The sequence below is a fragment of the Elioraea rosea genome (assembly GCF_007644105.1).
Classification (GTDB): domain Bacteria; phylum Pseudomonadota; class Alphaproteobacteria; order Acetobacterales; family Acetobacteraceae; genus Elioraea_A; species Elioraea_A rosea.
The window spans coordinates 26,509-52,846 of sequence record NZ_VFAC01000011.1 but is presented as its reverse complement, the minus strand read 5'-3'; the positions used below and the strand labels follow the sequence as shown (position 1 = coordinate 52,846).

The following is a 26,338-nucleotide window of genomic DNA, read 5'->3' as shown; positions in this document are numbered from 1 at the left end:
GTGCGCCGTGACCTACCGGGAGCCGGCAGGCCGATACTCGCTCGATGCGAGCGCGGGCGGCCAGATGATATGGCTGATGCCGTCCTGAACCTGCGCGATCGGAGCTGAGAGATAGTCGGCGCCCACCATCGCGGTATTGTTCGTTGGGTCGAAGCGGTAGCGCCCCATCACGCACGGCATGTCGACCTTCTGAAGCTCGGCGACGATGGCGTCGGGGTCGAGAGACTGGGCGGCATCGATGACGGTGAGTGCCAGCATCATGTAGCAGTATCCATAGGCGACATCGGTGTTGATCTCCCGGTTGAGGGAGGCACGTGCCCGCTGCGCGAAGTCACGATGCAGGGCGACCCGATCGGGATCGAACAGCTTCGGCAACCACACCATCCCCTCCGTCGAACGGCCGGCAAGCCGGGCAAACTCCGTGATCAGGGGATAGTAGATCCCGGCGTGCAGCATCCGCATGCCCTGTTCGTTCCATTGCCGAACGAAGGAGGCGCCGGCCTGCGGGGAGGTGAACGTCGTCACCACCAGGTCAGGGTTCAGAGCGCGAAGCTTGGAGAGCTGCGGAAAGAAGTCCGTATGGTTCAAGGGCACGACCTCGACGGTCGCGACAGACCATCCCTCCTCGCGCAGCAGGCGGCTCACATCCGCGACGTTCGAACGCCCCGCATCCGTTTCCTCGACAACGAAGGCGATCCTGCCGCCACCTGCAGGAAGCCTTCCCTGCGTCCGCATCACCTGGGTAAAGTCGCGAAGTGCTATAGCGTAGACGTCGCTGTTGAAGTTCGCCTTGAAGAAGCGGCGGTACTTCTCGCGGTCGTCGCGGATCTTGTTCGAGATCGCGGTGGCGATCGACTGGCCGCTCATGATCGGGGTGCGGAACTGGGGCGAGAGCTCCATGATCGCAAGGCTGACCGAACTCGCAAACGCCTCGCCGATCAGGAAGTGGACCTGGTCGCGGCTGAGGAGCTTCTGCGCCCCTGACACGCCAACCTCCGGCCGTGACTGCGAGTCCTCGATGATCATCGTCACGCTCTGCTGTCCGGCGCCGACGCGAACACCACCACGCGCATTCCATTCGTTGACGGCAAGGCGCATACCGTCACGCAGCGAAATGCCAGTAGTCGCGGCCGGGCCGGAGGCTGGCAGCACGACACCGACCTTGACCTCGGCGCTGGCAGTCCCGGCGGCAAGCGCCAGCACGACGGCCCCGACAGCGCCGCGAATCCATGTTCTGATCGTCACGTTGTTGCACTCCCGCAAGGTATGGCGACGGTTAAGAGGTCAGCCGAGCAGCACGAACCTGTCAATGGACCATCGCTCAGAACGAACCGATATCGAGATGGCGGTCGAGTAGGCTCGACTTCATCGATAGGCCGGAGCAGAAGAGCCCGACGATCGGGTCGATCATCTCGTAGAACGGCCGATCATGCGCTGTCCGCTGCCGCGCCGCCGCATTTGCGTCGTGCACGCGCGCCACCAGGCGGTCGTAGTCGAGCCGTGTGAAACGCCGGTTCTCGAGCACCCACTCGCCGGCGACCATCACGCTATCAACGCCTGCGCCGCTCTCGTTGAAGACCAGCTGCGTCAACGCGTCATTCAGCGGCACGTAGGCGATCTGGTCGAGGTCGAGAAGGACGAGATCGGCGGGCGCGCGGGCCTCGATGCGCCCAAGTCGTGGAACGCCGAGAATCTCGCCGCCGATGGTCGTCGCCATCGCGAACACGTCATGCGGGCTCAGCCAATCGCCGGCATTCCGTGCGCCGGCGCGCGACACGAGGGCCGCCATCCGCATCGCCTCGAACATGTTGAGCTGGTCGGAGCAGGTGCAGGCATCGGTGCCGAGCCCGATGCGGATGCCGGCCGCCCGCATGGCGGCGATGCTCGCAATGCCGTTGCCGAGGCGCAGGTTGCTGGCCGGGTTGTGCGCGACGGAGACGCCCTTCTCCGCCAGCAGGGTAATGTCGTCGGCGTCAAGCCAGACGGCATGCGCGGCGAGAAGATCGGGCCCCAGATAGCCGAGCCTGTCGAGGTGTCCCACCAGGCTGGTACCGTAGCGCTGTCGTGCAACGCGCGCTTGCACCTCTGATTCCGCAACATGCGTATGGAGGCCTACGTCGAACTCGCGGGCCAGCCTGGCGGCGGCGGTCAGGAATGCATCGCTGCAAAGGAGCGGAATTGTGGGCGCGATGGCCGCGCGTACCCGCCGCGATCGCCAGGTCGAGAGCACCTGCCTGCAGCCCGCGAGCGTGGCATCTCCTGGCGCTGCCCTCAGCGCCTCAAGCCTTTGGCGGGCACTATCCGGCATCGCGGCAATCAGGCCCGGGATCGCCTCCCAGAACGTCATGTCGGCGATCGACATTGCGATCACGGCCCGCATGCCGACGGCGTCGTATCCGGCAGCGATGGCGGCGAGTCCGTCCTCGGTCGGAACCGGAGGGTGAACGACCATGTCGTAGCAACTGGTGCAGCCGCGCAGGATCATCTCGGCTGCCGCGAGAGTGGCCGAAAGATGGAGGTCCTCCGCGGTGGCGCCACCCGTCACCCAGGGCGCTGCGTTCTGATGGCGTTCCAGCGTCCAGCCGGGGTTGAGGCCCTTGGCAAGCGTGAAGTGGCTATGGGTGTGGGTGTTGACGAGGCCCGGCACGACAAGGCGCCTTCGCGCATCAACCCGACGGATCGACGTATCAGAGACACTGAGCGGCGCTGCGATGGCGCTGATGGTGTCGCCTTCGATGAGCACGTCGGCGCGAACTGGATGCGTGCGGGATGGGTCGAGCACGAGCCCTCCCTCCAGCACGATTCTCTCTCGCGCGTGTGTCATCATCATTCGTCGGGTTGGCAGGCGGCAGGTCCAGCGACGGGCCTGCCGCCTCCTGCCTCAGTTACGTGAGCGCTGAGACTGGTACAGCTGCTGGAGCGAGGCCTGCTCCGCCCGCAGCACCTCGGCGAACTGCGGACCATCGAGATAGGCAAGGGTCGAGTTGATCCTGCCCATCAATGTCAGGAAGCCTTCGTCGCGCACGAGGGCAGCGAAGCCCGTGCGGAGCCGATCGATCCGAACCTGCGGCGTTCCCTGCTTCACGAAGATGCCGAGCCACAGGCCCCACGCGATGTCAGCCCCCGCCTCCTTGCAGGTGGGGATCGTATCCAGTGCGCGAAGCCGCGCATCGGAGGCAACGCACAGCGCCTTCAGCCGGCCCTGGCGAACATGGTCGCCCACGACGCTCGGGTCGCCGGCATAAGCCATCGTGTTCCCACCGAGCACGTTGGTCAGCGCCGGTCCGCCGCCGCCGAACTCGATGCCGCGCATCTGTGTACCCGTCTCCCGCTTCAGCATCTCGAATGCGGTGTACGTCCACCCATTGGCGTTGTCGGAGCTGTAGACAAGACGGCCGGGATTGGCCTTCGCGTACTCGATCATGCCGCGAAGATCGTTGAACGGGGCATTCGCGGCAGCGACGAACACGATGGGCGAGGCCGTCAGACGGGCGATGGGAACGAAGTCGTCCGACTTGTAGGGGAGGTTCTCGACCTGCGGACGCAGCGAGTTGATGGTGGGCTCCCCAAGGAGAAGCGTATGGCCGTCGGTGCCGCCCTGTGCAACGAAGGTTGCGCCGACAACGCCACCGCCGCCGGCGCGGATCAGCGAGATCATCGGCTGCTGGAAGTGTGGTTCGGCGCTCGTTGAGATGATCGCGCCGTGCACGGAGAGGGCCCCACCTGGCGGATAGGGGATGACGAGGCGGAGCGGCTGCGATGGGAACTCCTCCGCGCGCGCCCCGCCGCCTGGGGCTGCGAGTGCCATCGTGGTGGCGAGCGCCAGCACGACCAGTCTTGATGTGCGAAGCATCAGCGTGTCCTTTCGCTTTGCATTGTCGGGGAGGAGGAGCGCCGCATCCGCTGCCAGAGCATGAAGAGCAGGGCGGCGCTGAACAGCGCGATTATTCCCGCCGAGATCGGGCGGGTGACGAAGATCGATGGATCGCCCGACGAGAAAGCAAGCGCCTGGCGCAGGTTGCCTTCGAGTGACGGCGCGATGAGCAAAGCGATGATAAGCGGGGGAATAGGCATACCGATGCGCCTCATCCCGTAGCCTGCGAAGCCGCCCGCAAACATCAGGATCACGTCGAAGCCGCTCGAGTTAACAGCGAACGCGCCCGCTGCACAGAGCACGCTGACGCAGGGAAGGATAAGCCCGCGTGGCAGGTTTGCTAGGCGACGGAAACTCCCGATCGCGCCGATGCCGACGGCGATCAGCGCGACGTTGGTGATGAAGAGCAGCACATAGAGGGCGTAGATGATTGCCCCGTGGTTGACGAACAGAAGCGGCCCAGGTGTCAGCCCCTGGGCGATGAAGGCGCCGAGCAGGACGGCAGTGACCACGTCGCCCGGAATGCCGAACACGAGCATCGGGATGAGCGTTCCGGGAACCGAGGCGTTGTTGGCTGACTCTGCCGCCGCAATCCCCTCGAGCGAGCCCTTGCCATACAGGTCCGGATGCCGCGAGCGCCGCTTTGCGATCGCATAGCCGATCCAGCACGCGATCTCCGCACCCAGCCCCGGCAATGCGCCGATGAATGCCCCGATGCCGGATGATCGCAGGATGGTGGGGGCGACCGCCTTCATCTGGTTGGCCCGCAGCGGCTGACCGCCGCCGGCACGGCTGGGCAGTGTCACCCCAGTGTCGTCGCGCTGCCCCGCCTGCACCAGCACCTCGCTCAAGGCGAACATGCCGATCAGCAGCGGGACGAGCGAGATTCCACCCAGGAGATCGGTCACGCCGAAGACATAGCGCTGTGTCCCCGTCATCGGGTCCATGCCGACACAGCCAAGCAGTGCACCGAAACAGGCACTGACGAGCCCGAGGAATGGGTTACCACCGCTTACGCCGGCGATCAGCAGCAGCGAGACGACGAACAGCACCGTGTACTCAGGCGCCGAGAAGGTGACGGCGAACGCCGCCAGCGGCGCCGCGACGACCACGAGCACCACGGTCGCCAGCATGTCGCCGGCGACCGAGGCGAAGAGGCTCATCTGAAGCGCTTCGCGCGCCCGGCCCTGGCGCGCGAGCACATGACCATCGAGGGAAGTCGCTGCCGCGGCGGCCGTTCCTGGCGTATTGATGAGGATTGCGGGGATGGAGCCGCCATACACGGCGCCCTTGTAGATGCCGAGCAACGCGCCTATCGCGACGGTTGGCGGCAGGAAGAACGTGAAGGGCGTAAGGATTGCGATGGTCATCGTCGCGGTCAGGCCGGGGATGGCGCCAACAATCACGCCTAGGACTAGCCCCCCGATCGCCGCTGCAAGCGGATAAGGCTGCAGTGCGAGCGCAGCGCCTGCTCCGAACTGCTCGATCATCTAGAAGAGCAGCCCCTCCGGCAGCATGATGCGCGCTGACTTCTGAAACACGAGAAGAACGGCGAATGGGAAGCAGATGGCGAGAGGAATCAGGATGGAGAGGCGGCGGTACCCTAAGGCCAGGCCAAGGGTCAGAATGGCCAGCATCGAGGCGACCAGGAAGCCAACCAAGAAAAGCCCTGCTCCATAAATGCCAAGGCTCGCAGCGACGATAGCGACGCCAGCGGTGCTGGTCGTCGCCTCGCCGCCTGGAGGGTCTGCCGAGCCGTCGGTCCCCTCACTTTGGGCTTTTGCGCCGCGAGGCCCCAACAGCAGAGCCAAGCCCGAGAGGCCGAGCACGCACGCGACTGCGCTCGGGAAGAACTGCGGCGACTGAATGGACGGAATCGCGAGCAGGTCGCCGATGCCGCTGCTGGACCTCAACAGCACGAAAGCAGCGAGCGCGAGCACGACGCAGCAGGCGCCAAGGACACGCTCCGCCACCAGACAACCTCCCGCACTCGTGTTGGTATCCATCCCGGCCGCTCCCGCCGCGAAACGTGGCAAAGACGCAACGGCATATAGAATGGTAAGGGCACGTGGCGGTGATCAGAAGAAGTGAAATGCTGAAGAGTGATTTGCGAAACGCGCAACTCACTAGGATCGACCTCGATCACTCCGCCCGCGTCTGCTACGTGGCGCTCGCGTCGCGTCCTCCTCGAGGGCATTGAGCAGACGTTGCAGCGGTGCGGCCGGTTCCTCATCCCGGCTAATCGCAATCACGATGCGGCGGTTGGCCCATGAATCGCTCAGCGGGATCTGGCGCAACCCAAGACCGATGGCGAGGGGACGGGCCGCGTGTTCGGGCAGGATCCCGATGCCGAGGCCTTGAGCGGCGATGTGGCAGATCGTGTCGAAGCTCCGCGCTTGGACGCGCACACGCAGCGTCAATCCGGCCTCTGCGGCCTTCCTCGCTAACAGCCTGTAGGTTGCCGAGTTCGCATCCAACGTCACCGTATCCTGCTTCGCGGCGTCAGCGAACTTGATCGACCGCATCTTTGCGAGCGGGTGGCTGCCTGGGAGGATTACGACAAGCCTGTCTTCTGTATAGGGCAACAGCGTGAGGTCATCCCCCGCGCCTTCGTCGACGATGACGGCGGCGTCCGCGCGGCGTGACCGCAGTGCCTCCAGCCCTGCGACGCTCGGCTCCTCGTCAAGATCGACGCGGATACCATCGTTGGCCGCGATGAAGCGCGAGAGGTCGAGCGCGAGCTTGCGGGCGAGTGCGGTGCTGCTGGCGACGACCCTCACATGGCCACGGATGCCGGAGCGGTGTTCCGCAAGCGTGAAAGCAAGCCGCTCGCTGAGGCTGAGCACGTCACGGGCGTAGCGCAGCAGCGCCAAGCCTGCAGCGGTGGGCTCTACGCCATGAGGGCGGCGCCTGAACAGCGGAGCGCTCGCACCGTCGGCAAGATTCTCAAGCCTGCGGCTGACGGCGGAGACGGCAAGGTGGGCAAGGCCCGCCGCCTTGGTGATGCTGCCCGTCTCGCATACCGACACGAAGAGCCTCAGCGTATGAAGGTCGAACTGTATGCTCACGGAGATCGCTACTGCCTTATTCCATGCGGGTGGGGAAAACGGATTCATTCCGTCGGACGACATCTGGGTCGGTACGTCATGACAGCTTTCCGGCCAGCAGTGTGGCCGATATCTGCCCCACCGCAACTGTTGCGCTCCGCCTCCGCGGCCATGCCGAACGCGCGTCGCGTAGGAGGCGCGATCGCTTTCACAAGCCGTGCTTCGTTCTGGTCACATGGCGGAGCCGGCAGCTGAGACAGCGCACTTCTGGGGAGTGTAATGCGAGGCAAGAGCATGATCCGTGCCGAAGAGGTGACGAGGCTTCTGCTCTGCTACGGGCCAGTGAGTCATGTCAGTATAGGCCACATTGTGCCGAGTCGAGAGGATGTGGCGTCTGTTGAAGCGTTTGACCTCGAAGCCATGCGCGAGCGGAGAGGAGCGGAGACCGGTCGACGCCCAAGGTATTGTGCGACCCGCGCTCCGAAAGCTCGAGCACGAGGTGCCCTGGGTAACCGAAATTCGTATTATTGATGGACAGAGACGTTCCGTCCTGGGTTCCCACCGCTGCTCCAGTCACCTCACACAACTCAGTCTCTCCGACGTAGCCGGGCGCCAGGAATGGCAGGGTCTTTGGGCGTTCCGCGCGTCACCTTGTTGGTGCGCGAGCAGAACGGCCGCCCGTTTCCCTCCGCGGAGGCAGAGAATTCTCCAAACCTTGAGGGTGGGGCGATTTGGCCATCAAGGTCTAATGCATTGGTCGGGAACGCCTTTTTTGCGCCGCAACCTTGTGGGCGTTGGAGATCTGACTGCTCCTGCAATCCGTAGGCGCTGATCAATTCGGCGGCCATCACGTTGCGCCGAACAATGCTCATCTCCGATCGCCGTCCTCGCCCGCGCAAGAACCTGGCGACAGGGGAAGCGGGCTCAAGCATCTGGGCTTGCTCAGCCCAGGATAGGAGAACCGCAGCAGGGTGCCGCTGGAGATCTGACTGATAACCGCCGGATCCGTCTAGAAGGCCTTGGACAATACCTGGCGCCAGCAGCGTGAGCCTCAACACCTATCCAACGGGACCCCGCTCGATCTTCTCGCCAGCGGCCATCTCGCTGATGGAGGCGTAGTGCCGGTTAGCGAACATGTACGGAGAGCGGAAGGGCGGGCGAGTATGTCGAGCAGCGGCGCGTCCGCGCACGTTGGGGTCGGCGCTGGCAGCCAATCCATGAGTCCGACAAGTATACGGTTGCCCGTCTGACCACGCCTGCTGCTCTGTCAAAATTCGACGCAACACGACAGCGGACCGACCGAAACGGTAGTGAAGGGGGATCACCCGACCGTTTTGGCGTCGGTTCGACAGTTCGCCCGCACATCGTCGAAGGCAGCCCGCAAATGCGCCTGGAGCGCAATGATATCGGTCGCGACCGCGACCATGTCGTAGCCACGCTCTACGAGTGAAACCGCGTCCCCGGCGCTTGCCGCAAGGCGGCCTAGTCGCCGCCCATGGGCGCGCGCGGCAGCAGCCACCTTTTCCTCCGCTCGCCGGAAGCGCGGGTGTTCGAACGCGCCGTTGATTCCGAGCGAGCAGGAAAGGTCCATATGGCCGATCCAGAGACAGCCGACTCCGGGCGTGGCCGCAATCGCATCGGCTGCTTCGACCCCCTCCTCCGTCTCGATCTGGGCAATAAGCAGCGAGCGCTCGTTCGCGCTCCGGAGCTTGTCCGCCAGGTCACCGCCGCGCCAGAGATCATGCGCGATCATCGTTGCGACGCCGCGACGACCATCAGGCGGGTAGCGCGTCGCCGCGGCCAGGAGGCGCGCCTCCTCGGCCGATGACACCATCGGTGCCATCACGGCATCGGCGCCCATGTCGAGCGCGCGGCCGACAAGGTCGGCGTGCTTGGCGGGAACGCGCACCACCAGCGGCAGGTCAATGAGGCGGCAGGATACCGCAACCTGCTTCACGGTTTCGAAGCCGAACCCCGAATGCTCCATGTCGAGCACGAGGAATTCCGCGCCGGCGGCGGCGACGATCGGGCCGATGCCAGGCGTCGCAAACTCCATGACGAAATGGCCGAGGAGCAGATCTGCGCCGGCCATCGCCGCAGCAAGCCCGGGTTGTCCCATTCCGGCTCTTCCTCCAAACGTGCTGCGCGAGGGCGCAGCACTCATTGACTCATCAGACAACCCAATCATAGGCTCTGAGAGAGCAATAAGGAAGGCGGTCGGTGCGCCGGCGTGACCTTCCCAAGATGGAGGAAGCATCATGCTGACACGCCGTTCCGCGTTCGCGTCGCTTGTCATGGCTGCGCCGCTCGCCGCCCCCTGGATCCGCACCGCGGCCGCGCAGGGGCGGGAGCTCCGCTTCGGATCGCCCTGGCCGACGACGTCCACGCCGCACGTCGCGCTTGTGACCTTCGCCCGCGAGGTCGAGCAGGCGACGCAAGGACGCATCAAGGTGCGCGTGTTCCCCGACAGCCAGCTCGGCGACATCCAGGCGCTGATCAACGGCCTGCAGCTCGGCACCGTCGACATGACGTACCTGGCGATCGGCAATGCAGGCGTGCTCCGCGGCGGCGGCGCTCTGAACGTCGCCTACGTCCCCTACCTGTTCAACACGAAGCAGGACGCGGAGCGGATCGCCAACAGCCCGGTCTTCCGTGAGCTGTACGACACCCTGGCCCAGCAATCTGGCGCGCGGATCTTCGCTGTCCATGGTGCGCGCTCGCCGAGGGGGCTGCAGAACAGCAAGCGTGCGGTCGCGAAGCCTGAAGACGTCCGCGGGCTGCGCATCCGCATCCCGCCGATCGATGGTCTCCGCCTTGCCTTTGAGAAGCTTGGGGCTCGGCCCGTCGTGCTTGGGCTTGGCGATACCTACCAGGCGATCAGCCGAAACCAGGTCGATGGGCACGAGAACGGCATCGACGCGGCAATCGGCTACAAGTGGTACGAGGTCGCGAAGCACTGGACGCAGACGAGCCACGTCTTCGAGACCGCTGCGTTCTACGCCAACGAGAAGCTCTGGCAGGAGTTCTCGCCGGCCGATCGCGAGGTGATCATGGAGGCCGCGCGGAAAGGTGGAGCCGACATGACGGCGGCGACCGAGGACCTCGACGCGAAGGGGCTCGAGACATTCCGTGCGAATGGCGTGACGATCACCGAACCGGACATCCAGGCATTCCGCATCACGCTGCGCGATGTCGCGGCGCCGCTGGAAGGACGCGTCTGGCCGGAAGGGCTCGTCGCGCGTCTTCGTGCCATGCAGGGTTGACCACCGCGCCCTACCACCATGGAAGCGCGAACTGAGCATGCGCTCGCTCGGGCGGCGCGGTCGCTTGCTGCGCTCGTCCTTCGCCTCGTCGACATCGCGATCGCGCTGACGATCCTTGGCCTGTTCGGGATCGTTGCCTCGCAGGTGATCGACCGGAACATCGCCCCCTTCTGGCGGCACTCGCCGGAGGAGTACGTGAAGGTCGGCCTGGTCTGGCTCTGCTTCCTGGGCTTCGCGCGGGTGTACGCGGCCGGGGAGGCAATCCGCATCACCTTCGTGCACGATGCGTTGCCGCGCCGCGTGCAATCAGTGATGGACATCGCGTTCGACCTCCTTGCGATTACCGTCCTGGTGGTGATCGTCTGGAAAGGCCTCGTGTTCCTCCAGATCGCGCAGATGCAGATGATTCTTGGCACCGACCTAACGCTCGCCGTGCCCGGGGCAGGCCTTGTCTTTGGCTGCGCGTTGATGTTGGCAACTGCGGTGGTGCGCGTGGCCGCCCGCTTGGCTGCGCTGGTCGGACAGGCCTCGTGATCGCACTTCTGTTCGTCTCGTTCATCCTGCTCCTGCTGGTTGGCGTCGATGTCGGGTTTGCGATGGTCGCCGCTGCCTGGATCGGCATCGAGCTGCATGGCGGGCGGGGCGTCGATGCCGTGCTGCTGCCGTCGTCGATGCTCTCCTATGTCAGCCTCTACGCCCTCGTGCAGATCCCGCTGTTCATCCTGGCGGGTGAGCTCATGAACCGTGGCGGCATCACCGCGCGGCTGATCGACTGGTCGCGCGCGCTAGTGAGCGGTCGGCGAGGCGCGCTGGGCCATGTCGGGATCGTCTCCAACCTGATGCTCTCGGGCATCTCCGGCTCGGCGATCGCCGATGCGATCGCGACCGGCAAGCCGCTGATCCCGGCCATGCAACGCTCGGGGTACGGCCAGAGCTATCCGGCTGCCGTCATCGCGGCCGGGGCGATGCTCGGCCCTGTGATCCCGCCCTCGATTCCTATGGTCGTCTATGCGCAGATGGCGAACGAGTCGGTTGCGCGCATGTTCTTCTCCGGCATTCTGCCAGGCCTGTTGCTCGCGGCCGGCTTCTTCGTGATCTGCTCGATTGAGGCGCGGCGGCGGCGCCTACCCGCCGACGCCAAGGCCACCTGGCGCGAACGCGGCCGACAGACCGTCCGCGCGCTCTGGGCGCTCGGGATGCCGGTGATGATCCTGCTCGGGATCCGCTTCGGCCTGGTGACCGATACCGAGATCGCTGCGGTGGCCGTGCTGTACGCCTTCCTGGTGTCGCGGTTCATCTATCGCGACCTGCCACTGGCGGCGATCCCGGCGCTGCTCGTCAGCGCTGCGCGGGCGAGCGCCGTGATCCTGTTCCTCCTCGCCGCTGCAGGGCCGTTCTCGTGGCTGGTGGCCGAAAGCGGGGTCAGCGGCGCTATCGTCGGCACCATCCGCGGCATCACCACCGACCCAACATTGACACTCCTGATCGTCAACGCGGTCATGCTCGTCGTCGGCATCCTGATGGAGCCATTGCCGGCCATGGTCATCTTCGTGCCCGCGCTGTTGCCGATCGCGACGGACCTTGGCATCGACGGCGTGCAGTTCGGCGCGCTGATCGTGATCAACCTGATGGTGGGGTTGATCACGCCGCCGGTCGGCCTGCTGCTGTTCGTGGTCGGCAGCATCGGCGACGTGAAGTTCGGGCAGGTCGCGCGCGACGTGCTTCCCTTTCTCGGCTGGTCGATCGTCGTGCTCGTGCTGATCGCGGTATGGCCTCCCTTGACGCTGTGGCTCGCCGGGCACGTCTGATGAGGCTGGACGAGGCGCACAGCATCGCGGACCTCGAACGCGCGGCTCGCCGCCGCTTGCCACGGTTCGTCTATGACTTCATCGCCGGCGGCGCGGGGCAGGAGCGGACCCTCTCCGCCAACCGGGCGGCGTTCGAGCGCCGCTCGCTCGTGCCGCGGGTGCTCGGGGGGGCCTCACCGACACCCGCCGTTGATCTCCTTGGGAAGACCGCGCGCCTGCCGCTCGCAATCGCTCCGATCGGGCTTGCGGGTCTCTTTCATCCTGATGGCGAGATCGGGCTCGCCCGTGCCGCCGCCCGGGCCGGCATTCCCTTCTGCCTGTCGACGAACTCAGTCGCATCGATCGAAGAGGTCTCGCGTGCGGTCCCCGACGGCCGGCTGTGGTTTCAGCTCTATCCGCTCAGGGATCGTGAGATGATGACCGGACTGCTTCTGCGCGCCGCCGACGCAGGCGCAGAAGCCCTCGTCCTGACCGCGGATCTTGCTGCTCAGGGTAGGCGACTGCGTGATCTGCGCAATGGGTTCGCAGTGCCGCCGCGGCTGGGGGCTAGGGTTCTGCTCGATCTTGCCGCGCATCCAGGCTGGTCGATCGCCGCGCTGCGGGGGCCTCGCATCGGCTTCGGCAATCTTGCTCGCACGCGCGAGGAAGGGGCAATCAGCATCGCGCGCCATGTAGCGACAGTGTTCGACGCCGAGTTCAGCTGGGACGATGCCGCACGGCTGCGCGAGGCCTGGCCTGGCCGCTTCGCGATTAAGGGCATCCTCCATCCGGAGGATGCCCTGCGCGCGGTCTCAATCGGTGCGGATGCAGTGATGGTGTCGAACCACGGTGGCCGTCAGCTCGACATGGCGATCGCGGCCATCGACGCCGTACCGCCGATCGCGGCGTCGGTAGGCCCGGCAACGACGCTGATGATGGATGGGGGCGTCCGTCATGGCAGCGAGGTTCTGGTGGCACAGAGCCTCGGTGCGCGCGCCTGCCTGGTCGGCCGGGCCGTCATCTGGGGACTTGCCGCCGCCGGACAGGCGGGGGCTGAGCGGGCTCTCGGAATCCTCGGCGAGGAGATTGCCAACGGTCTTGCCCTGCTGGGCACGACCGGCGACACCGATGGCCAGCAAATGTTGGAGCTGCGGGATGACTGATGCTGCCGAACCGATTGCGCGAATTCGCCTGCACCAGCAGGTTGCCGAACGTCTGATCGAACTGATCCAGCGCGGCGACTTTCCACCAGGCTCTCAACTACCCTCGGAACATGAGCTGATGCAGCGGTTCGGCGTTGGCCGGGTCGCGGTGCGGGAAGCGTTGCAACTTCTGGAAGGACTTGGCGCGATCGCGACGAGCCACGGCGAGCGGGCTCGCGTGCTCGAGCCCTCGGCGGCTCGGATCCTTGGACGCTTCGGTGCCGGCATGGCCCATCTGCTACGGAGCTCACCTGAGAATCTCGAGCACCTGAAAGCTGCCCGCCTCGAGCTTGAGACCGCCTTGGTGCGGAAGGCTGCCGAGCGGGCCCAGACGCAGGATGTTGCCCGGCTTGAGGCCGCCATCGGTGCCATGCGTGATGCTGGCAGTGGGCTCGCGTTCCTGCGGGCAGACATGCAGTTCCATCGCGAGATCGCGGCGCTCAGTGGCAACCCACTCTACCCCGTGTTGCTGGAGGCGATTCTCGACTGGCTTTCCGAGTTCCACATTGTCCAGGTGCACGTCTCAGGTCTCGAGGCGCTGACCGTGGCTGAGCACGAAGCCATCGTGCGTGCGGTGAAACGCGCCGATCCGGATGCCGCGGCGGAAGCGGTCCGGATCCACCTGACGCGCGCCAACGAGCTCTACCGGCTTCACGGTCGGGGGAAGTGACGAGGCGTTACGCAAGATTTGTGATTTGGTCTGTCCACACAATTGGAAGGTTATCGAAGAGCATAGGACGGCTGAGGCTCTGCGTCTGCCGCCCATCCAGAATTGCCTCGACGAAGTCAGGCGCGAGCAGCGTCAGGCGCAGCAGCGACCCGAGGTACCCCCGCTCGATCTTCTCTGCAGCGGCCATCTCACTGACAGAGGCGTAGCGTCCCTCGTCGAGCATCCGCTGGTAGCGGAAGGCGCGTGCGAGCGCCTTGAGCAGCGTCGGATCCGCGCGCGTTGCGGTCGGCGCTGCCAGCCCATCGATGACCGGTGTGACGATCGTCTTGCGCCCTGCGCGGCGCTTGATGCGCAGCGGCACGCGCACGGTGACGTGCGTCGGACCGCTCATGCCGCCGGCCTCATCGTGAGATCGCGTGCTAGGCTTGCGAGCCCCTCGACGCGCAGGGTGATATCGGCTCCGTCGTGGCCGACCGTCACGCGCTCGACCAGCAGACGCACGATCCTCTGCTGCTCGGCGGGGAACAGCTCGTCCCAGAGCGGCGTGAGATTGCTCAGCGCCTCGCGAACCTTGCGCTCCGTCAGGTCTGGGATATGGTTCCGACCAGCCTGCCACGTGCCCATCACGATCTCGGGCTGCAGCAGCATCGCGCGGAGTTGCGCGGTCACCACTCCCTCGATCTCCACCGCCGAGATGCGCCGGACGATGCTGTCGTCCGCGTCGCCCTTCCGCGCCCGCTGCGCCACGTAGTAGCGATAGAGCCGGCCTCGCTTGCGCGCATGCGTCGGCGAGAGCGCCCGACCGTCGACGCCGAATATCAGCCCCTTCAGCAGCGCTGGTTCCTGCTGGCGATTGGCGGCGGCGCCCTTGCGCGGGCTCACCTGCAGGATGGCGTGCACCCGGTCCCAGAGATCCCGCGGCACGATTGCCTCGTGCTCGCCGGGATAGATGGCCCCCTTGTGCACGACCTCGCCGAGATAGGTGCGGAGGTTCAGGATCTTGTAGACGTCGCCCTTGTCCAGCGCCCGGCCAGCCTTCGCCGTGATCCCTTCCGCTCGGAGCCACCACACCGTCTCGACGCCCGAGCCCGTCTCAGCGAAAAGGGTGAACACCCGGCGCACGCGCGCGGCTTCGTCTTCGTCCGGGATCAGCTTGCGGTTCTCGACGCGGTACCCCAGCGGCACCTTGCCGCCCATCCACATCCCCCGCGCCTTCGACGCGGCAACCTTGTCGCGGATGCGCTCGCCGATCACTTCGCGCTCGAACTGCGCGAAGCTGAGCAGGATGTTCAGCGTCAGCCGACCCATGCTGGTCGTCGTGTTGAAGCTCTGCGTCACGGACACGAACGTCACGCCGTGCGCGTCGAACACCTCCACCAACTTGGCGAAGCCCATGAGGGAGCGGCTGAGAGCCCTGCTGGTACGCCGTGAAGGGCCAAGGCCACTGGCAAGGGGACCGGCGCCAGACCACGCTCTGGACGATCCCGAGCCGGGACCAGGATGCCGCCACCATGCACGGCACGCAGAAGCCGATGGAGTGCATGCGGCGGCCGATCCAGAACAACAGCGCACCCGGCCAGGCGGTCTACGAGCCCTTCTCCGGCTCCGGCACCACGCTGATCGCTGCGGAGACCACTGGCCGCGCCTGCCACGCCATCGAGCTCTCGCCGGCCTACGTTGACGTCGCGGTGCTGCGCTGGCAGGCCTTCACCGGCGAGGCGGCGACGCTCGCGGCCACCGGCGAGACGTTCGAGACGATCCAGCGCGAGCGAGCCGAGGAGGCGACCGATGCAGGGCGTTCGGTTTGAACCGACGGAGGAGCAGCGACGCACGGTGCGTGCGATGAGCGGCTTCGGCATCCCCCAGGAGGACATCGCCACCTTTCTCGAGATCGAGCCGAAGACGCTGCGCAGGCATTTCCGGCGCGAGCTCGACCGCGGCATGGTCGAGGCCACCGCCAAGGTGGCGCAGTCGCTGTTCCAGATGGCGACGACGGGCAACAACGTCGCGGCCGCGATTTTTTGGATGAAGGCGCGCGCGGGATGGCGCGAGAAGCAGGAGCTTCGCGTCGGACCGACGCAGATGGACCAGATGACCGATGCCGAACTTGAGCGCATCCTCCAACACGTCCGCGACGAGATCGCCGAAGCCGATGAGCTGGCTGCCGAAGCCGCGCAGCTCACTGCAGAGCAGCAACCACCATCGCAGTAGCCCTGTTCAACACCGACCAACGACCGTTGCTCGGTGACGAACAGATGCAATGGGGAAGGCGTGGCGCTACGGCTCGCGAGCAAAGACGAGGACGGAATTGGCGGGGATCGTAAGTTGGACCATCCAGGGGTAGATCGTGCCCTGAGACGCATGCGAACAGACGCTACCAGCGTTTCCGCTGACAGCAGGGTTCGGGAAGTGATCGTAGAAGTCGCTGTTGAACCGTTCGTGCCAAGTACCGGGCCAAGGCATCTCGACGCGGTAGCCATGCAACGTCGCTTCGTTCAGGCTCGCGACTATCACGGCGTCATGGCCTTCCCCCTCAATCCAGCGATGCGCCACCAGGACGCGGTTCCAATCGTCGGTGAGCAGCGTGCGAATGCGCTCGCCGCGCAGAGCGGGCATTAGCCGACGCAGTGCGATGAGTTCGGCAACGCATCGCCGGAAGTCCGCCATGTGGCGGTCCGCGCCGTCCACCCCGTCCCACCAGATCAGGAACTGCGACCAGTTCTCGACGTCGTCATGCCACGGCTTGTCCTCGAGAAACTCCTGACCCATGAAGAGCATGGGGATGCCGGGCCCGGTCAGCAGCAGCGCAGTGGCGACCCTGCTCCGGCTGCGCGCGTACCAGGAGCGCGGGTCCGACGGGTCGGCCAGCGCTGGGATGCGGGGCAGTCGCGGCACACGACGCTCGTGATCCCAGCGCACGATGTCGTGGTCCTCGAGACACTGCACCGCCCGCCAGGCATCAGGGAAGCCGGGCGGCGGGTGCAGCGCATCAGCCAGCGCCCCCATGCGGACCGTCGCGGCTCGACCACCCGACGCTTCGCGAAGAAGCTCGCGGGCGGCATTGCGAAAGCCATCAGCCAACGCTGCGTCGAAGCCCAGGCCCTGCGGATCGACAGCGCGAGCGCGATCCCAGTTCCAGTACTCGGCGAGCTGGATCGCTTCCGGCCGATGGAAGCGCAGCGTGGATGCGAGGTCGCGAGCGAAGCGATCGCCATGCGGATGATTGGTGGCGACGCTCACTTGATCGTAGCGGATACCGTCGATGCGGTACTCGTCGTGGAAGAAGCGCGCATTCTCGATCAGGAAGGCGCGTACCTCGTCTCGCTGGTAATCGAACACCAGCCCGCCGGCATGCTCGCCGTTGCCGAAATAGAGGGTTGCCTTGTCGTCCTGCCAGGCGGCGCCGCTTGGCGTCTGCCGATCGTAGAAGGCGATGCTGCGGCCCGTTGCGCCATCGAACCCACCGCCGGCGTGGTTGTAGACAAGGTCGAAGATCACCGCGATGCCATGCAGGTGGCAGAGATCGATCAAGCACTTCAGCTGATTGGGGCCGGTGACGATGTCGGCCGTGGCAAGCGGTGCCGCGCCCTGTGCGGCGAGCAGCGCATTCACGATCCCCACATGCCGGTCGAGGTCAGCCGGCTGCTCGACCTGGTACGCCATTTCTGGCGAGTAGTAATCGAGACCATTGTACCCGAGGCTGAAACCGCCATCATACTCCTGGATCGGCAGCAGCTGGACCGCGTTGACGCCGAGTTGGGCGAGGTAGGGGATGCGTTCCGCGACGTCGAGGAAGCGGCCGTAGCGCCGGCGCCGGTCCTGTCCTTCTGCATCAACCGACCAGAAGACGCCGACGTGCAGCTGGTAGATGACGAGGTCGCGGAAGCCAGGGGGGCGCCAGCCCTGGCTGCGCCACGGGTAGGTATGGCCCCCACGGACAAGGCAATGGCAATTCGGGAATGGCGGCTCGAGGCCAAGTTCGCGTGCGTACGGGTCGCGCTTGAAGCCCTCCGAACCGCCCGCCGGCCCCCTGATCCAGAAAAGGTACGGGTCTCCGTCGTGCACACCCGCCGCGAAGCAGGCCCAGGTACCGTCGCCCCGCGGTTCCATCCGCGTCGCCGGGCCGGGGGTCCACCCGGAGGCGCTGGCAGCGGCGAGGTCCGCAGAACCGACAACTAGATGCACGTCGCGCGCTGCGGGAGCCCAGGTTCGGAACGTCGCACCGCCCGGAACCAGCGTGGCGCCCATGGGCATGGACCGGTCGAGACTGCCGTTCGCCATCTGCATGGCGGTGCTCCGCCGTTACGCCCGCCTAACATAGCATATCAGAGGTCGAATTTGTGACCGCTACGTCACGTCAGGTCGAGGAGCGCTTTATCAGCCTCGCAACGGTGGTGTGGGTCCATGCAGTGCGGCCGCGGGGCGTCGGCACGCCACGGCGGGTCAGTGCGCGGGAAAGCTCCGCCTAGCCCTCGACGCCATCCGGCCCCAAGGCCTCGATCTCAAGCAGGACCCGATACCCGGTGCGGTCGGCAGCGTCACGCCGTGCCTCCGTCGCGGCGAGCGCGTCAGGACCAACGGTGGTCCGGTACCCCCGATCTCCGCCAAGGTGCTTGCCGCGTGCCTTCGCAGCCGCCAGCGCCGCCCGCGTGCGTTCACTGATCAGCTCCCGCTCCTTCTGCGCCATGGCCGCGTAGACCCGCATCATCAGGTCATCCGCGCTGGCATGTCGGCGGCACGGATCGCGAGGCCCTCCTCCAGCAACTGCGACAGCGTGTGCGCGCGGCGGGTGATGCGGTCCAGCCGTGCCGCGACCAGGACCGCGCCAAGCTGCCTGCACCGTGCCAGTGCCACCTGGAACCCTGGCCGCCGATCGTCCTTGCCGCTCGCAACGTCGGAGTACTCCGCGACCAGCACCCAGCCCTGGCTCTCGAAGAAGCGCCGGATGCTCTCGCTCTGCGCTTCGAGGCCGAGCCCGCTCTGGCCCTGCTCGGCCGTCGAGACGCGGGTCAGCCCGACCGCGTAGTGCGGCCGGGCGTCGCGGCGTCGCATCAGCCGGCAATCCGATAGATCGAGTAGGACACCTTCGCCCCCTGCTTGTTGGGGCCGACCTGCCGCACACGCTCCAGGACCTTGACGCTCACGCCGAGCTTCTTCAGCCCGGCGAGGTAGCCCCGCACCGTGTGCGGCGCCCAGCCGGTGGCCTCGATGATCTGCGCGATGCTCGCCCGGTCCTCGCGGCGCAGCAGCATCAGCACCGCCTCGGTCTTGGTGCCGGTGCGTGGCGTGCGCGGTGCCTTGCTTGCAGGTGCCAGCGCCGCCTGCAGCGTCACCATCACCGGGGCAAGGTCGCTGCCACCCTCCCAGGCCGTCAACACCGCCTCTGCGGCCATACGGAGACCACCCACGCCACGGGCCGCAGAAGGCCGCTGAGGGGGCTTCAGGCTCTGACCACCGCCGCGTGTGGTGGCCGCCGAGGCCTCCACCGCTACGGGCGAGCTGTGAGTCACCGTCGCGGCAATCGCTGCCTCCGGCTCCGGTGCGGGGTACTCCGGCCCCTCGATCAGTGCCAGGTCGACGCCCAGCCGCTCATCGCGGGGGCGGTCGTCGACCTCCTCCTCAACCCCGATGGCTTCAAGCCCAGCGGCCGTGATCGCCAAGCCGTGCCAGCCCTCTTCGGTCTCGATGGTGAGTACACCGGTATCGCGCGCTTCGAGCTCTGCCAGCACCGGCAAGCCGCGCTTGGCCAGCGCCTCGCACACGCGCTGCAGTGACGCACCGGGCAGGCGCCTGGTCTTCGTCACAAGCCGGTCGTCGCGCGCTGCTCCTGCACTCAAAACAAGCAGATGGGTATCGGAAAGGGTCGTCATCGTCAGGGCTCCTCGTGGCGGAGCCCGACCGCCGGGCTCCTACGAGCCCAAGCCCCGCTCTTGGGGCAACGTGCGCGCCGTACAGCGTGCCCACACCACGTCGCTCCACGCGTGAGCGAAGTGAAGCGATAACCAGCGCAATAGGATTGCTATCTTCGTGCAACCAGAATAAAAAAATGATTGGGTGCGTCACCCGCACCACGCTCGTGCTGACGAGGCTGCATTCATGTGAATCGTCGCCCCGCCGGGGCCGTCCGGAGCGGCGCTCGGTACCCGCGCTCAGCGGCACGGAGGGCGGCGATTAGCTGCGGAGGCGGTTGCAGGCAATGCCGTGTGGGATGCGCTTACCGCGGCGGAGGTCGTGATTGAGTCCTCTGCGCAGCTAGCCCCGCGGACCGACGCGCTCGTGCCGCTCTCAGTGGTCGGGGAGCGGCTGAAGGCCGCCGGCGTCTGGGAGGCCATCGTCGCGCTCGCTTTCGATCCCGCCAACCGCTCCGCGCTCGCCGACCTCATCGTGGTGGAGAAGCCGGCGAACGCAACGAACAGGCGCTGGATCAACGACGGATCGTGTCAGCCCGTTCCGCCACGGCGCGATGGCCGCCCCACCGCACCCCGATTTGCACCGCGCGGTCACAAACGAACTCGACGACGCTCTCGCGGGTGCCCGAACCATCGCTTCGGCATCTGTAGAGCGGCGTCGCTCGGCTGACATGGAAACTCGGAGAGGCTTCACCGCCCGCCATGTCACTCCAATCACCACTGACGATCGGGCTCAGGGTGAACTGCGGTACACGCTCGGCACCAGCGCTGCCGCCGGTGCGGCCGATGACCCAATCACCCATGTCATCGTCACCGTGCGCCGGCGCGCTGATGCCGCCGAGCACGAGAACGGAAAGCAGCGCGACAACCGTCTTTGTCATGACACATCCCTTTCGTTTGCGCTTTGCGCTCCGACGAATGTCCTCGTCGGGGATGCGGCAATCGCTGCGCCGCACTGCATCGAGATGCGCCGAAAAACGCGCCAGTGCGTGTTCTATCCCGCGAGCATGCGTGAGTGTCGGTGAATGCCGACGCCGGGCGCGCGAGCTGCGGGCAACCGTCGCGGGATGAGTGCATGAGAGACGCGACAGACTGCGAGCGCTTCCGCTCACGCGTTCTCACGGCAGCTCGCACCGTATAACTCGCCGCTGGCTCTCCGCGCTCGCATGTTCCTCTGCGAAACGAGGAGCGTGACCATGCCGAGCGACGACCAGGCCCACCATGCACCAATTGCACGACGCGCGTTGCTGGCGACTGGCGCGTCCATCCCGATCGGCTTCGCCATGTCGGGTTCCACCAGCCACGCGGCGGTGACCGCGCACGACGTCGACAGTCGATCAATCCATAGGAGCAGCACGATGACCACGATCACGACGCGCGACGGCGTGTCCATCTACGTCAAGGACTGGGGGCCGCGCCGCGGCCAGCCTGTCGTTCTGAGCCACGGCTGGCCGCTTAACGCGGACAGCTGGGAGAGCCAAGCGCTGCATCTGGCGAGCAACGGCTACCGCGTCGTCGCGCATGACCGGCGCGGCCATGGCCGGTCCAGCCAGCCGTGGGACGGCAACGACATGAACCACTACGCCGATGACCTCGCGCAGGTGATCGAGGCGTTCGACCTGCGGAACATCGCGATGTTCGGCTTCTCGACCGGCGGCGGCGAGGTCACGCGCTATGTCGGCCGGCACGGAACCGGCCGCATCGCCAAACTCGGTCTGATGTCGGCCGTTCCGCCCCTGATGCTCAGGACGGCGACGAACCCCGGTGGCCAGCCGATCGATGTATTCGACGGCCTCCGAGCGGCGAGCCTCGCCGATCGCTCGAAGCTCTATCTCGACATCGCGAGCGGCCCGTTCTTCGGCTTCAACCGTCCCGGCGCCGAGGCGTCGCAGGGCATGATCCAGTCGTTCTGGCTTCAGGGCATGATGGCCGGCCACAAGAACACCTATGACTGCATCAAGGCCTTCTCCGAGACGGACTTCACCGAGGACCTGAAGCGTTTCGACCGGCCGACCCTGATCGTCCACGGCAGCGACGACCAGATCGTGCCGATCGAGCCCTCCGCCAATGCAGCAAAGCGGCTGCTGCCTCGGGCTGAGCTGAAGGTCTACGACGGGGCGCCTCACGGCCTTGCCGACACCCACAAGCAGCGGCTCAACGACGACATACTCGCCTTCCTCCGCAGCTGACGGCGAAACCCCGAGGCCGCGCCATGCCCAGCACCGACACCATGCGGGCCGTGATCGTTGACGAGGACGGCGCTGCGCTGCGCCTCGCCGTCGTGCCGCGGCCCTCACCAGGGCCGGGGCAGGTGCTGGTCCGCATCGCGGCGAGCGGAACCAACCCGCTCGACGTCAAGATCCGGATGGGTGCCGCCCCGCACGCGCGGCACCCGCTTCCGGCCGTTCTCGGGATCGATCTTGCCGGCACGGTGGAGACGGTCGGCGAGGGCATCACGTCACTGCGGGTGGGCGACGAGGTCTATGGTATGGCCGGCGGGGTCGGCGGGTACCAGGGAACACTCGCGGAATACGCCGCGGTGGATGCTGCGCTGCTGGCGCGGAAGCCCGTCAACCTGACCTTCCGGCAGGCGGCGGCACTGCCACTCGTCTTCATCACCGCCTGGGAAGGCCTGGTGGACCGTGCCGGCGTCCGCGCGGGCCAGACCGTTCTCGTGCAGGGCGGCGCCGGCGGGGTCGGCCAGATGGTCATCCAGCTCGCCTTGGCGCGCGGTGCCGCGGCGTTCGCGGTCGGCGCGCCGGAAGGTCGTCTGGCCGTCGAACGGCTAGGCGCGACATTCGTCGAGCGCTCCGAGCCGGTCGGCGACTACGTGACGCGCCTCTCCGGCGGTAAGGGGTTCGACCTGGTTTATGACACCGCGGGCGGCGCCGCGCTCGACGCATCCTTCCTGGCAGTGCGCCGCTTCGGCCATGTGGTGAGCTGCCTCGGCTGGGGGACGCACGCGCTGGCGCCGCTCTCCTTCCGAGCGGCGAGCTACTCCGGCGTCTTCACTCTGCTGCCGCTGCTAACCGGCGATGGACGCGCGCATCACGGCGAGATCCTCGCCGAGGCAGCCCGCATGGCTGACTCCGGCAAGCTGGTTCCGCCACTCTCGGCACAGCGTTTCACGCTGGAGAGTGTCGGCGAGGCTCATCGCCTCATCGCCGGCGGCACTGCCCGCGGAAAGCTCGTGGTGGACGTCGCCGGCGATTCAAAGGAGGCCGTGCTCCCGGATGACGATGGAGCCGCTGCCCTCCGATGAGAATCCTCCTCCCATGCCTGCCAGCACGCACAGCTCAGCAGCACCGACTGGCAGCCGATCACGCAACGAGCAGGAGCCTGCAATGGCAAGTGTGCCCCGTCGCGCCCTCGCGATGATCCCAGCTGGCGCTGCATGCGCTATTGCCGGCTTTGCCCGCGCGCGCATTGCGAATTCGGCAACCATTCCATCCCATGTTCAGATGCCCCCACCGTTGGCCAGGTTCTCGATCGGCCGGTTCACCGTGACTGCGCTCGTCGACGGCTACGCGGACATGCCCTTCAGCTGGTTTACCGGGCGTCCGCGCCAGGCGATCGAGGGGCTCGCACGGGTCGGCTTCGCTGCCAGGCCGGGCGGCATCCGCTTCGTGTTCAACCAGTATCTGGTGGACGATGGCGAACGCCTGATCCTCATCGACACCGGACCCGCTGGCGCCATGGGCGATAGCGGTCATCTGCCGGCCGCGCTCGCCGCGATCGGCGTGAGGCCCGAGCGGATCGACGCGGTGATCGTCACGCATGCGCATGTCGACCACATTGGCGGATTGACGGCCGGCGGGCGCCGGAACTTTCCCAAGGCCATCCTGCATGTGGACCGGCGCGACGTCTCCCACTGGACGGATCCGGCGAACCGGGCCGCTGCTCCGGATTTTCTGCAGCCCAGCTTCGACGCCGCCGCCGAAATGGTGCGCCTCTATCCCGATCTGCAGCCGATCGACGGCGAGCGCGAGATCACCCGCGGTGTGTCCGTCGTTGACCTCACCGGACACACGCCGGGCCACATCGGAGTGCGGATCGAGGATGCCGGGCAAAGCCTGCTGATGGTGTCCGACATGCTATTTCCCGCGATCCATCCTTCAGACGCAGCCGCCGGCTTCTTCTTCGAGCAGGATCCCGCAGCGGCGCGCCGCATGCGGTCCCGCTTCTTCGCGCTTGCCGCAGCGGAAGGGGCGCTGATTGCCGCGACCCACATGCCGTTCCCGGGGCTTGGCCGCATCGTCCCCGACGGGGGCCAATTACGTTGGCAGCCGGCGGCCTGGGCACACGAAGGATGACCACGAGTTGGAAGCGCGCCACCTCGGAGCGCGTAACCGACGACAAGGAGGAGATCTCATGACCATCGTCTCTGACATGCGCGCCGTTGCGTCAACACGCCGCGGATTCTGTCTGTGCTGCCTGGTGACAGCCGGTCTCTCCGCCTCGGGCCGCTGGCTGACGCCGCGGCAGGCCTTCGCGCAGGCGCAGGGAATCGTCGGCGGCATCCGCGCGGCAGCGGCCACGGCGCCAATCACGCTACACCGTCTGCGCGGCGGCATCGGCATGCTGGAAGGGTCGGGCGGCAACATCGCCGTGCTCAGCGGCCGCGACGGCAAGCTGCTGGTCGACAGCGGCATTACTGGCTCACGACCGCGCATCGAGGAGGCGTTGGAGACCTTCGGGCGCGAGCCGATCCGTCACCTCGTGAACACGCACTGGCACTTCGACCATTCGGATGGGAACGAATGGATAGCGAGGTCCGGCGCGACGATCACCGCGCATCGTAACACCGGCAAGTATCTCGCGATGACGCAGCGGGTGGAGGACTGGGATTTCGACTTCCCGCCGGCGCCGCGTGCCGCGCTGCCCACGCGCGTCGTGCGAGGCGAAGAGGTGATGCGGGTGAACCGCGCGACCGTCACGATGCGCGAATACGGCCCCGGGCACACCGACAGCGATCTTTCGGTCTTCTTTGCCGAGGCCGAGATCCTGCACACCGGCGATACCTTCTGGAACGATGCCTATCCGTTCATCGACTACTCAACCGGCGGAAGTATCGACGGCACCATCCTGGCGACCGAGACGAGCCTCGCGATGAGCGGTCCCGACACGCTGGTGATACCGGGTCACGGGCCGGTGGGCACGCGGCAGGATCTGCGCGACTTCCTCGACATGCTCGTCGACATCCGCGACCGGGTCACGGCGCTCAAGCGGCAGGGGCGGACCTTGGACGAGGTGATCGCCGCGCGGCCGACCGCGGCGCACGACGCGCGCTGGGACGGATTCGTCATCCCGCCACCCTTCTTCACCCGCCTAGTCTTCGCGGGCGTTTGAGCGGCATCGAACGTACCGCCAGTACCCAGTCGTGCGGGAAAGGTCCCGCACGGCGCAACAACCCACCCATACCGAGGACAAGCCATGATCCGCGCCACTACCACTCCGGGCCGCCTGCTGCTGACGCCGGGCGACCACGCCGTGATGATGATCGACTTCCAGCCGCAGATGGCCTTCGCCACGCGCTCCATCGATGCCGTCATGCTGCGCAACAACATCGCGCTTATCGCGCAGGCAGCGGGCGGTTTCGGCGTCCCTACCATCCTCACCACGGTGGCCACCGAGAGCTTCAGCGGGCCGATGTTCCAGGAGGCGACCGCCGCCTTCCCCGGCCAGACGCTGGTCGAGCGCACGAGCATGAATGCCTGGGAGGACGAGGGAGTTGTCGCCGAGATCAACCGCATCGGCCGGCTGCGTGTCGTGCTGGCGGGCCTGTGGACGTCGGTCTGCATCGTCGGACCCGCGCTGTCGGCGATCGACCAGGGTTTCGAGGTCTCGGTCGTCGCCGATGCTTGCGGCGATGTCAGCGACGAGGCACATGACCGCGCCATGGAGCGCATGGTGCAGGCCGGTGTCCGCCCGATGACCACGCTGCAGTACCTGCTCGAGTTGCAGCGCGACTGGGCGCGGAGCGAGACCTACGGGATGACGACCAGCATCGCCCGGCGCCTGGGCGGCGCCTACGGCCTCGGCATCGTCTACGCGACCACGATGTTCGGCGGCGGCGAGGGACACTGACCTTTGGCGGCGACGACGAGGGGCGATTCCAGCGTGCCCTCGCGGTGCGTCGAACGATCAGACCGATCTGAAGGCGCAAGGAATGAAGGCAGTCGTTTTGAAGGGCCCGGCCGGGCCGGAGGTGCTGGCCGTGGTCGAACGGGCTGATGTCGCGCCAGGTCCAGGCGAGGCGCTCGTCGAGGTTGCGGCAGCAGGCGTGAACTTCATGGACATGGGCGTTCGGCATGGACGCGCCGGGGCTGGCGAGCCGAGCGAACATTTCCTGGGAGTCGAGGGCGCAAGGCGGGTGCTCGCGGTGGGCGACGGCGTGGCGGAGCTGAAGCCGGGCACCCGCGTCGCTTGGGTCTATGCCCCTGGGAGCTATGCCAAGCGTGCATTGATCACGACCGACGCACTCGTACCCACCCCCGATGGGATCGATGACCTGAAGCTCCTGCTGATTCCTTGACGGCGTGCTGTCGTCCGATCGGGGCGTTGAACGTCGCTGCCTTGGGATCCG

Annotated in this window: 26 protein-coding genes and 1 pseudogene; 13 read left to right on the top strand and 14 right to left on the bottom strand. The window is 66.5% G+C overall.

Going from position 1 to position 26,338, the window contains the following annotated elements; genetic code table 11:
• Window positions 1-12 precede the first annotated feature (12 nt).
• The 7 genes from FIF60_RS09370 to FIF60_RS09340 all read right to left on the bottom strand — a co-directional run bounded on the left by FIF60_RS09370 (window position 13) and on the right by FIF60_RS09340 (window position 9,181).
• Window positions 13-1,203, bottom strand: a complete 1,191-nt coding sequence (locus FIF60_RS09370) for an ABC transporter substrate-binding protein (RefSeq protein WP_158639143.1) — start codon at window positions 1,201-1,203, stop codon at window positions 13-15.
• A gap of 118 nt (window positions 1,204-1,321) precedes the next feature.
• A complete protein-coding gene (locus FIF60_RS09365) occupies window positions 1,322-2,800 on the bottom strand; it encodes an amidohydrolase (protein ID WP_158639142.1) in 1,479 nt (492 codons plus the stop codon).
• Between the two features lie 81 nt (window positions 2,801-2,881).
• Window positions 2,882-3,853, bottom strand: coding sequence for a tripartite tricarboxylate transporter substrate binding protein (locus FIF60_RS09360; RefSeq protein WP_144185807.1), 972 nt, complete (start codon window positions 3,851-3,853; stop codon window positions 2,882-2,884).
• Window positions 3,853-5,364, bottom strand: coding sequence for a tripartite tricarboxylate transporter permease (locus FIF60_RS09355; protein ID WP_144185806.1), 1,512 nt, complete (start codon window positions 5,362-5,364; stop codon window positions 3,853-3,855). The genes FIF60_RS09360 and FIF60_RS09355 overlap by 1 nt, the downstream gene beginning before the upstream one ends.
• Window positions 5,365-5,880, bottom strand: coding sequence for a tripartite tricarboxylate transporter TctB family protein (locus FIF60_RS09350; protein ID WP_144185805.1), 516 nt, complete (start codon window positions 5,878-5,880; stop codon window positions 5,365-5,367).
• A 120-nt stretch (window positions 5,881-6,000) separates the two neighbouring features.
• Window positions 6,001-6,942, bottom strand: coding sequence for a LysR family transcriptional regulator (locus FIF60_RS09345; protein ID WP_158639141.1), 942 nt, complete (start codon window positions 6,940-6,942; stop codon window positions 6,001-6,003).
• Window positions 6,943-8,242: 1,300 nt separating this feature from the next.
• Window positions 8,243-9,181: an HpcH/HpaI aldolase family protein gene (locus tag FIF60_RS09340; protein WP_158639140.1), complete on the bottom strand. Its 939-nt coding sequence runs from the start codon at window positions 9,179-9,181 to the stop codon at window positions 8,243-8,245.
• Here FIF60_RS09340 and FIF60_RS09335 point away from each other — a divergent pair.
• From FIF60_RS09335 to FIF60_RS09315, 5 genes are read left to right on the top strand one after another with little or no spacing between them, the layout of a single operon-like run.
• Window positions 9,180-10,184 carry a TRAP transporter substrate-binding protein gene (locus FIF60_RS09335; RefSeq protein WP_144185802.1) on the top strand — a complete coding sequence of 335 codons (1,005 nt, stop codon included), beginning with the start codon at window positions 9,180-9,182 and terminating at the stop codon, window positions 10,182-10,184. The genes FIF60_RS09340 and FIF60_RS09335 overlap by 2 nt on opposite strands.
• An 18-nt stretch (window positions 10,185-10,202) precedes the next feature.
• Window positions 10,203-10,718, top strand: a complete 516-nt coding sequence (locus FIF60_RS09330; protein WP_144185801.1) for a TRAP transporter small permease — start codon at window positions 10,203-10,205, stop codon at window positions 10,716-10,718.
• Window positions 10,715-11,992 carry a TRAP transporter large permease gene (locus FIF60_RS09325; RefSeq protein ID WP_158639139.1) on the top strand — a complete coding sequence of 426 codons (1,278 nt, stop codon included), beginning with the start codon at window positions 10,715-10,717 and terminating at the stop codon, window positions 11,990-11,992. The genes FIF60_RS09330 and FIF60_RS09325 overlap by 4 nt, the downstream gene beginning before the upstream one ends.
• Window positions 11,992-13,134, top strand: coding sequence for an alpha-hydroxy acid oxidase (locus tag FIF60_RS09320; RefSeq protein WP_158639138.1), 1,143 nt, complete (start codon window positions 11,992-11,994; stop codon window positions 13,132-13,134). The genes FIF60_RS09325 and FIF60_RS09320 overlap by 1 nt, the downstream gene beginning before the upstream one ends.
• Window positions 13,127-13,843 carry an FCD domain-containing protein gene (locus FIF60_RS09315; RefSeq protein WP_144185798.1) on the top strand — a complete coding sequence of 239 codons (717 nt, stop codon included), beginning with the start codon at window positions 13,127-13,129 and terminating at the stop codon, window positions 13,841-13,843. Before FIF60_RS09320 ends, FIF60_RS09315 begins: the two co-directional genes overlap by 8 nt.
• A 7-nt stretch (window positions 13,844-13,850) precedes the next feature.
• Here the strand turns inward: FIF60_RS09315 and FIF60_RS09310 are convergent, their stop codons facing one another.
• Both FIF60_RS09310 and FIF60_RS09305 read right to left on the bottom strand, forming a co-directional pair.
• Entirely contained in the window at window positions 13,851-14,234 is a 384-nt protein-coding gene (locus tag FIF60_RS09310) for a hypothetical protein (RefSeq protein WP_144185797.1), read from the bottom strand.
• Window positions 14,231-15,241: pseudogene (locus FIF60_RS09305) on the bottom strand (recombinase family protein); the annotation flags it as partial. The gene FIF60_RS09310 and the pseudogene FIF60_RS09305, both read right to left, overlap by 4 nt.
• 29 nt (window positions 15,242-15,270) lie before the next feature.
• Between FIF60_RS09305 and FIF60_RS09300 the strand changes: the two are divergent.
• A complete protein-coding gene (locus tag FIF60_RS09300) occupies window positions 15,271-15,651 on the top strand; it encodes a DNA methyltransferase (protein ID WP_204251150.1) in 381 nt (126 codons plus the stop codon).
• The gene (locus FIF60_RS09295; RefSeq protein ID WP_144185795.1) at window positions 15,632-16,054 is read left to right on the top strand and encodes a hypothetical protein; all 423 of its coding nucleotides are present in this window, start codon (window positions 15,632-15,634) and stop codon (window positions 16,052-16,054) included. Before FIF60_RS09300 ends, FIF60_RS09295 begins: the two co-directional genes overlap by 20 nt.
• Before the next feature lie 66 nt (window positions 16,055-16,120).
• On the opposite strand, the gene FIF60_RS09290 is transcribed toward FIF60_RS09295, so the two are convergent.
• The 5 genes from FIF60_RS09290 to FIF60_RS09265 form a co-directional block, all read right to left on the bottom strand.
• The gene (locus FIF60_RS09290) at window positions 16,121-18,130 is read right to left on the bottom strand and encodes an alpha-amylase family glycosyl hydrolase (RefSeq protein ID WP_144185794.1); all 2,010 of its coding nucleotides are present in this window, start codon (window positions 18,128-18,130) and stop codon (window positions 16,121-16,123) included.
• Between the two features lie 178 nt (window positions 18,131-18,308).
• Window positions 18,309-18,551, bottom strand: a complete 243-nt coding sequence (locus FIF60_RS22260) for a recombinase family protein (protein WP_144185793.1) — start codon at window positions 18,549-18,551, stop codon at window positions 18,309-18,311.
• Complete coding sequence (locus tag FIF60_RS22255) at window positions 18,551-18,895, bottom strand: recombinase family protein (protein WP_144185792.1); 345 nt, start codon at window positions 18,893-18,895, stop codon at window positions 18,551-18,553. The genes FIF60_RS22260 and FIF60_RS22255 overlap by 1 nt, the downstream gene beginning before the upstream one ends.
• Window positions 18,895-19,713 carry a DUF3489 domain-containing protein gene (locus FIF60_RS21925; RefSeq protein WP_204251149.1) on the bottom strand — a complete coding sequence of 273 codons (819 nt, stop codon included), beginning with the start codon at window positions 19,711-19,713 and terminating at the stop codon, window positions 18,895-18,897. The genes FIF60_RS22255 and FIF60_RS21925 overlap by 1 nt, the downstream gene beginning before the upstream one ends.
• A gap of 554 nt (window positions 19,714-20,267) precedes the next feature.
• Complete coding sequence (locus FIF60_RS09265; RefSeq protein ID WP_144185791.1) at window positions 20,268-20,633, bottom strand: hypothetical protein; 366 nt, start codon at window positions 20,631-20,633, stop codon at window positions 20,268-20,270.
• 477 nt (window positions 20,634-21,110) lie between these two features.
• On the opposite strand from FIF60_RS09265, the gene FIF60_RS09260 reads away from it, so the two are divergent.
• The 6 genes from FIF60_RS09260 to FIF60_RS09235 all read left to right on the top strand — a co-directional run bounded on the left by FIF60_RS09260 (window position 21,111) and on the right by FIF60_RS09235 (window position 26,287).
• Window positions 21,111-21,941 carry an alpha/beta fold hydrolase gene (locus FIF60_RS09260; protein WP_144185790.1) on the top strand — a complete coding sequence of 277 codons (831 nt, stop codon included), beginning with the start codon at window positions 21,111-21,113 and terminating at the stop codon, window positions 21,939-21,941.
• A 122-nt stretch (window positions 21,942-22,063) separates the two neighbouring features.
• Entirely contained in the window at window positions 22,064-23,014 is a 951-nt protein-coding gene (locus FIF60_RS09255; protein ID WP_239451568.1) for a zinc-binding dehydrogenase, read from the top strand.
• A gap of 82 nt (window positions 23,015-23,096) precedes the next feature.
• A complete protein-coding gene (locus FIF60_RS09250) occupies window positions 23,097-24,065 on the top strand; it encodes an MBL fold metallo-hydrolase (protein WP_144185788.1) in 969 nt (322 codons plus the stop codon).
• Between the two features lie 58 nt (window positions 24,066-24,123).
• A complete protein-coding gene (locus FIF60_RS09245) occupies window positions 24,124-25,101 on the top strand; it encodes an MBL fold metallo-hydrolase (protein WP_204251148.1) in 978 nt (325 codons plus the stop codon).
• A gap of 84 nt (window positions 25,102-25,185) precedes the next feature.
• Window positions 25,186-25,839: a hydrolase gene (locus FIF60_RS09240; protein WP_144185787.1), complete on the top strand. Its 654-nt coding sequence runs from the start codon at window positions 25,186-25,188 to the stop codon at window positions 25,837-25,839.
• 82 nt (window positions 25,840-25,921) lie between these two features.
• Window positions 25,922-26,287 carry an alcohol dehydrogenase catalytic domain-containing protein gene (locus FIF60_RS09235; protein ID WP_144185786.1) on the top strand — a complete coding sequence of 122 codons (366 nt, stop codon included), beginning with the start codon at window positions 25,922-25,924 and terminating at the stop codon, window positions 26,285-26,287.
• Window positions 26,288-26,338: the final 51 nt, after the last annotated feature.

Excerpts from the sequence above, each read along its gene's own strand:
- FIF60_RS09360 (WP_144185807.1), bottom strand. The coding sequence starts at position 3,853 with ATGCTTCGCACATCAAGACTGGTCGTGCTGGCGCTCGCCACCACGATG.
- FIF60_RS09310 (WP_144185797.1), bottom strand. The coding sequence starts at position 14,234 with ATGAGCGGTCCGACGCACGTCACCGTGCGCGTGCCGCTGCGCATCAAG.
- FIF60_RS09315 (WP_144185798.1), top strand. The coding sequence starts at position 13,127 with ATGACTGATGCTGCCGAACCGATTGCGCGAATTCGCCTGCACCAGCAG.
- FIF60_RS09320 (WP_158639138.1), top strand. The coding sequence starts at position 11,992 with ATGAGGCTGGACGAGGCGCACAGCATCGCGGACCTCGAACGCGCGGCT.
- FIF60_RS09290 (WP_144185794.1), bottom strand. The coding sequence starts at position 18,130 with ATGCAGATGGCGAACGGCAGTCTCGACCGGTCCATGCCCATGGGCGCC.
- FIF60_RS21925 (WP_204251149.1), bottom strand. The coding sequence starts at position 19,713 with ATGACGACCCTTTCCGATACCCATCTGCTTGTTTTGAGTGCAGGAGCA.
- FIF60_RS09250 (WP_144185788.1), top strand. The coding sequence starts at position 23,097 with ATGGCAAGTGTGCCCCGTCGCGCCCTCGCGATGATCCCAGCTGGCGCT.
- FIF60_RS09245 (WP_204251148.1), top strand. The coding sequence starts at position 24,124 with ATGACCATCGTCTCTGACATGCGCGCCGTTGCGTCAACACGCCGCGGA.
- FIF60_RS09355 (WP_144185806.1), bottom strand. The coding sequence starts at position 5,364 with ATGATCGAGCAGTTCGGAGCAGGCGCTGCGCTCGCACTGCAGCCTTAT.
- FIF60_RS22260 (WP_144185793.1), bottom strand. The coding sequence starts at position 18,551 with ATGATGCGGGTCTACGCGGCCATGGCGCAGAAGGAGCGGGAGCTGATC.
- FIF60_RS09350 (WP_144185805.1), bottom strand. The coding sequence starts at position 5,880 with ATGGATACCAACACGAGTGCGGGAGGTTGTCTGGTGGCGGAGCGTGTC.
- FIF60_RS09260 (WP_144185790.1), top strand. The coding sequence starts at position 21,111 with ATGACCACGATCACGACGCGCGACGGCGTGTCCATCTACGTCAAGGAC.
- FIF60_RS22255 (WP_144185792.1), bottom strand. The coding sequence starts at position 18,895 with ATGCGACGCCGCGACGCCCGGCCGCACTACGCGGTCGGGCTGACCCGC.
- FIF60_RS09235 (WP_144185786.1), top strand. The coding sequence starts at position 25,922 with ATGAAGGCAGTCGTTTTGAAGGGCCCGGCCGGGCCGGAGGTGCTGGCC.
- FIF60_RS09265 (WP_144185791.1), bottom strand. The coding sequence starts at position 20,633 with ATGACAAAGACGGTTGTCGCGCTGCTTTCCGTTCTCGTGCTCGGCGGC.
- FIF60_RS09340 (WP_158639140.1), bottom strand. The coding sequence starts at position 9,181 with ATGATGCTTCCTCCATCTTGGGAAGGTCACGCCGGCGCACCGACCGCC.
- FIF60_RS09330 (WP_144185801.1), top strand. The coding sequence starts at position 10,203 with ATGGAAGCGCGAACTGAGCATGCGCTCGCTCGGGCGGCGCGGTCGCTT.
- FIF60_RS09295 (WP_144185795.1), top strand. The coding sequence starts at position 15,632 with ATGCAGGGCGTTCGGTTTGAACCGACGGAGGAGCAGCGACGCACGGTG.
- FIF60_RS09240 (WP_144185787.1), top strand. The coding sequence starts at position 25,186 with ATGATCCGCGCCACTACCACTCCGGGCCGCCTGCTGCTGACGCCGGGC.
- FIF60_RS09335 (WP_144185802.1), top strand. The coding sequence starts at position 9,180 with ATGCTGACACGCCGTTCCGCGTTCGCGTCGCTTGTCATGGCTGCGCCG.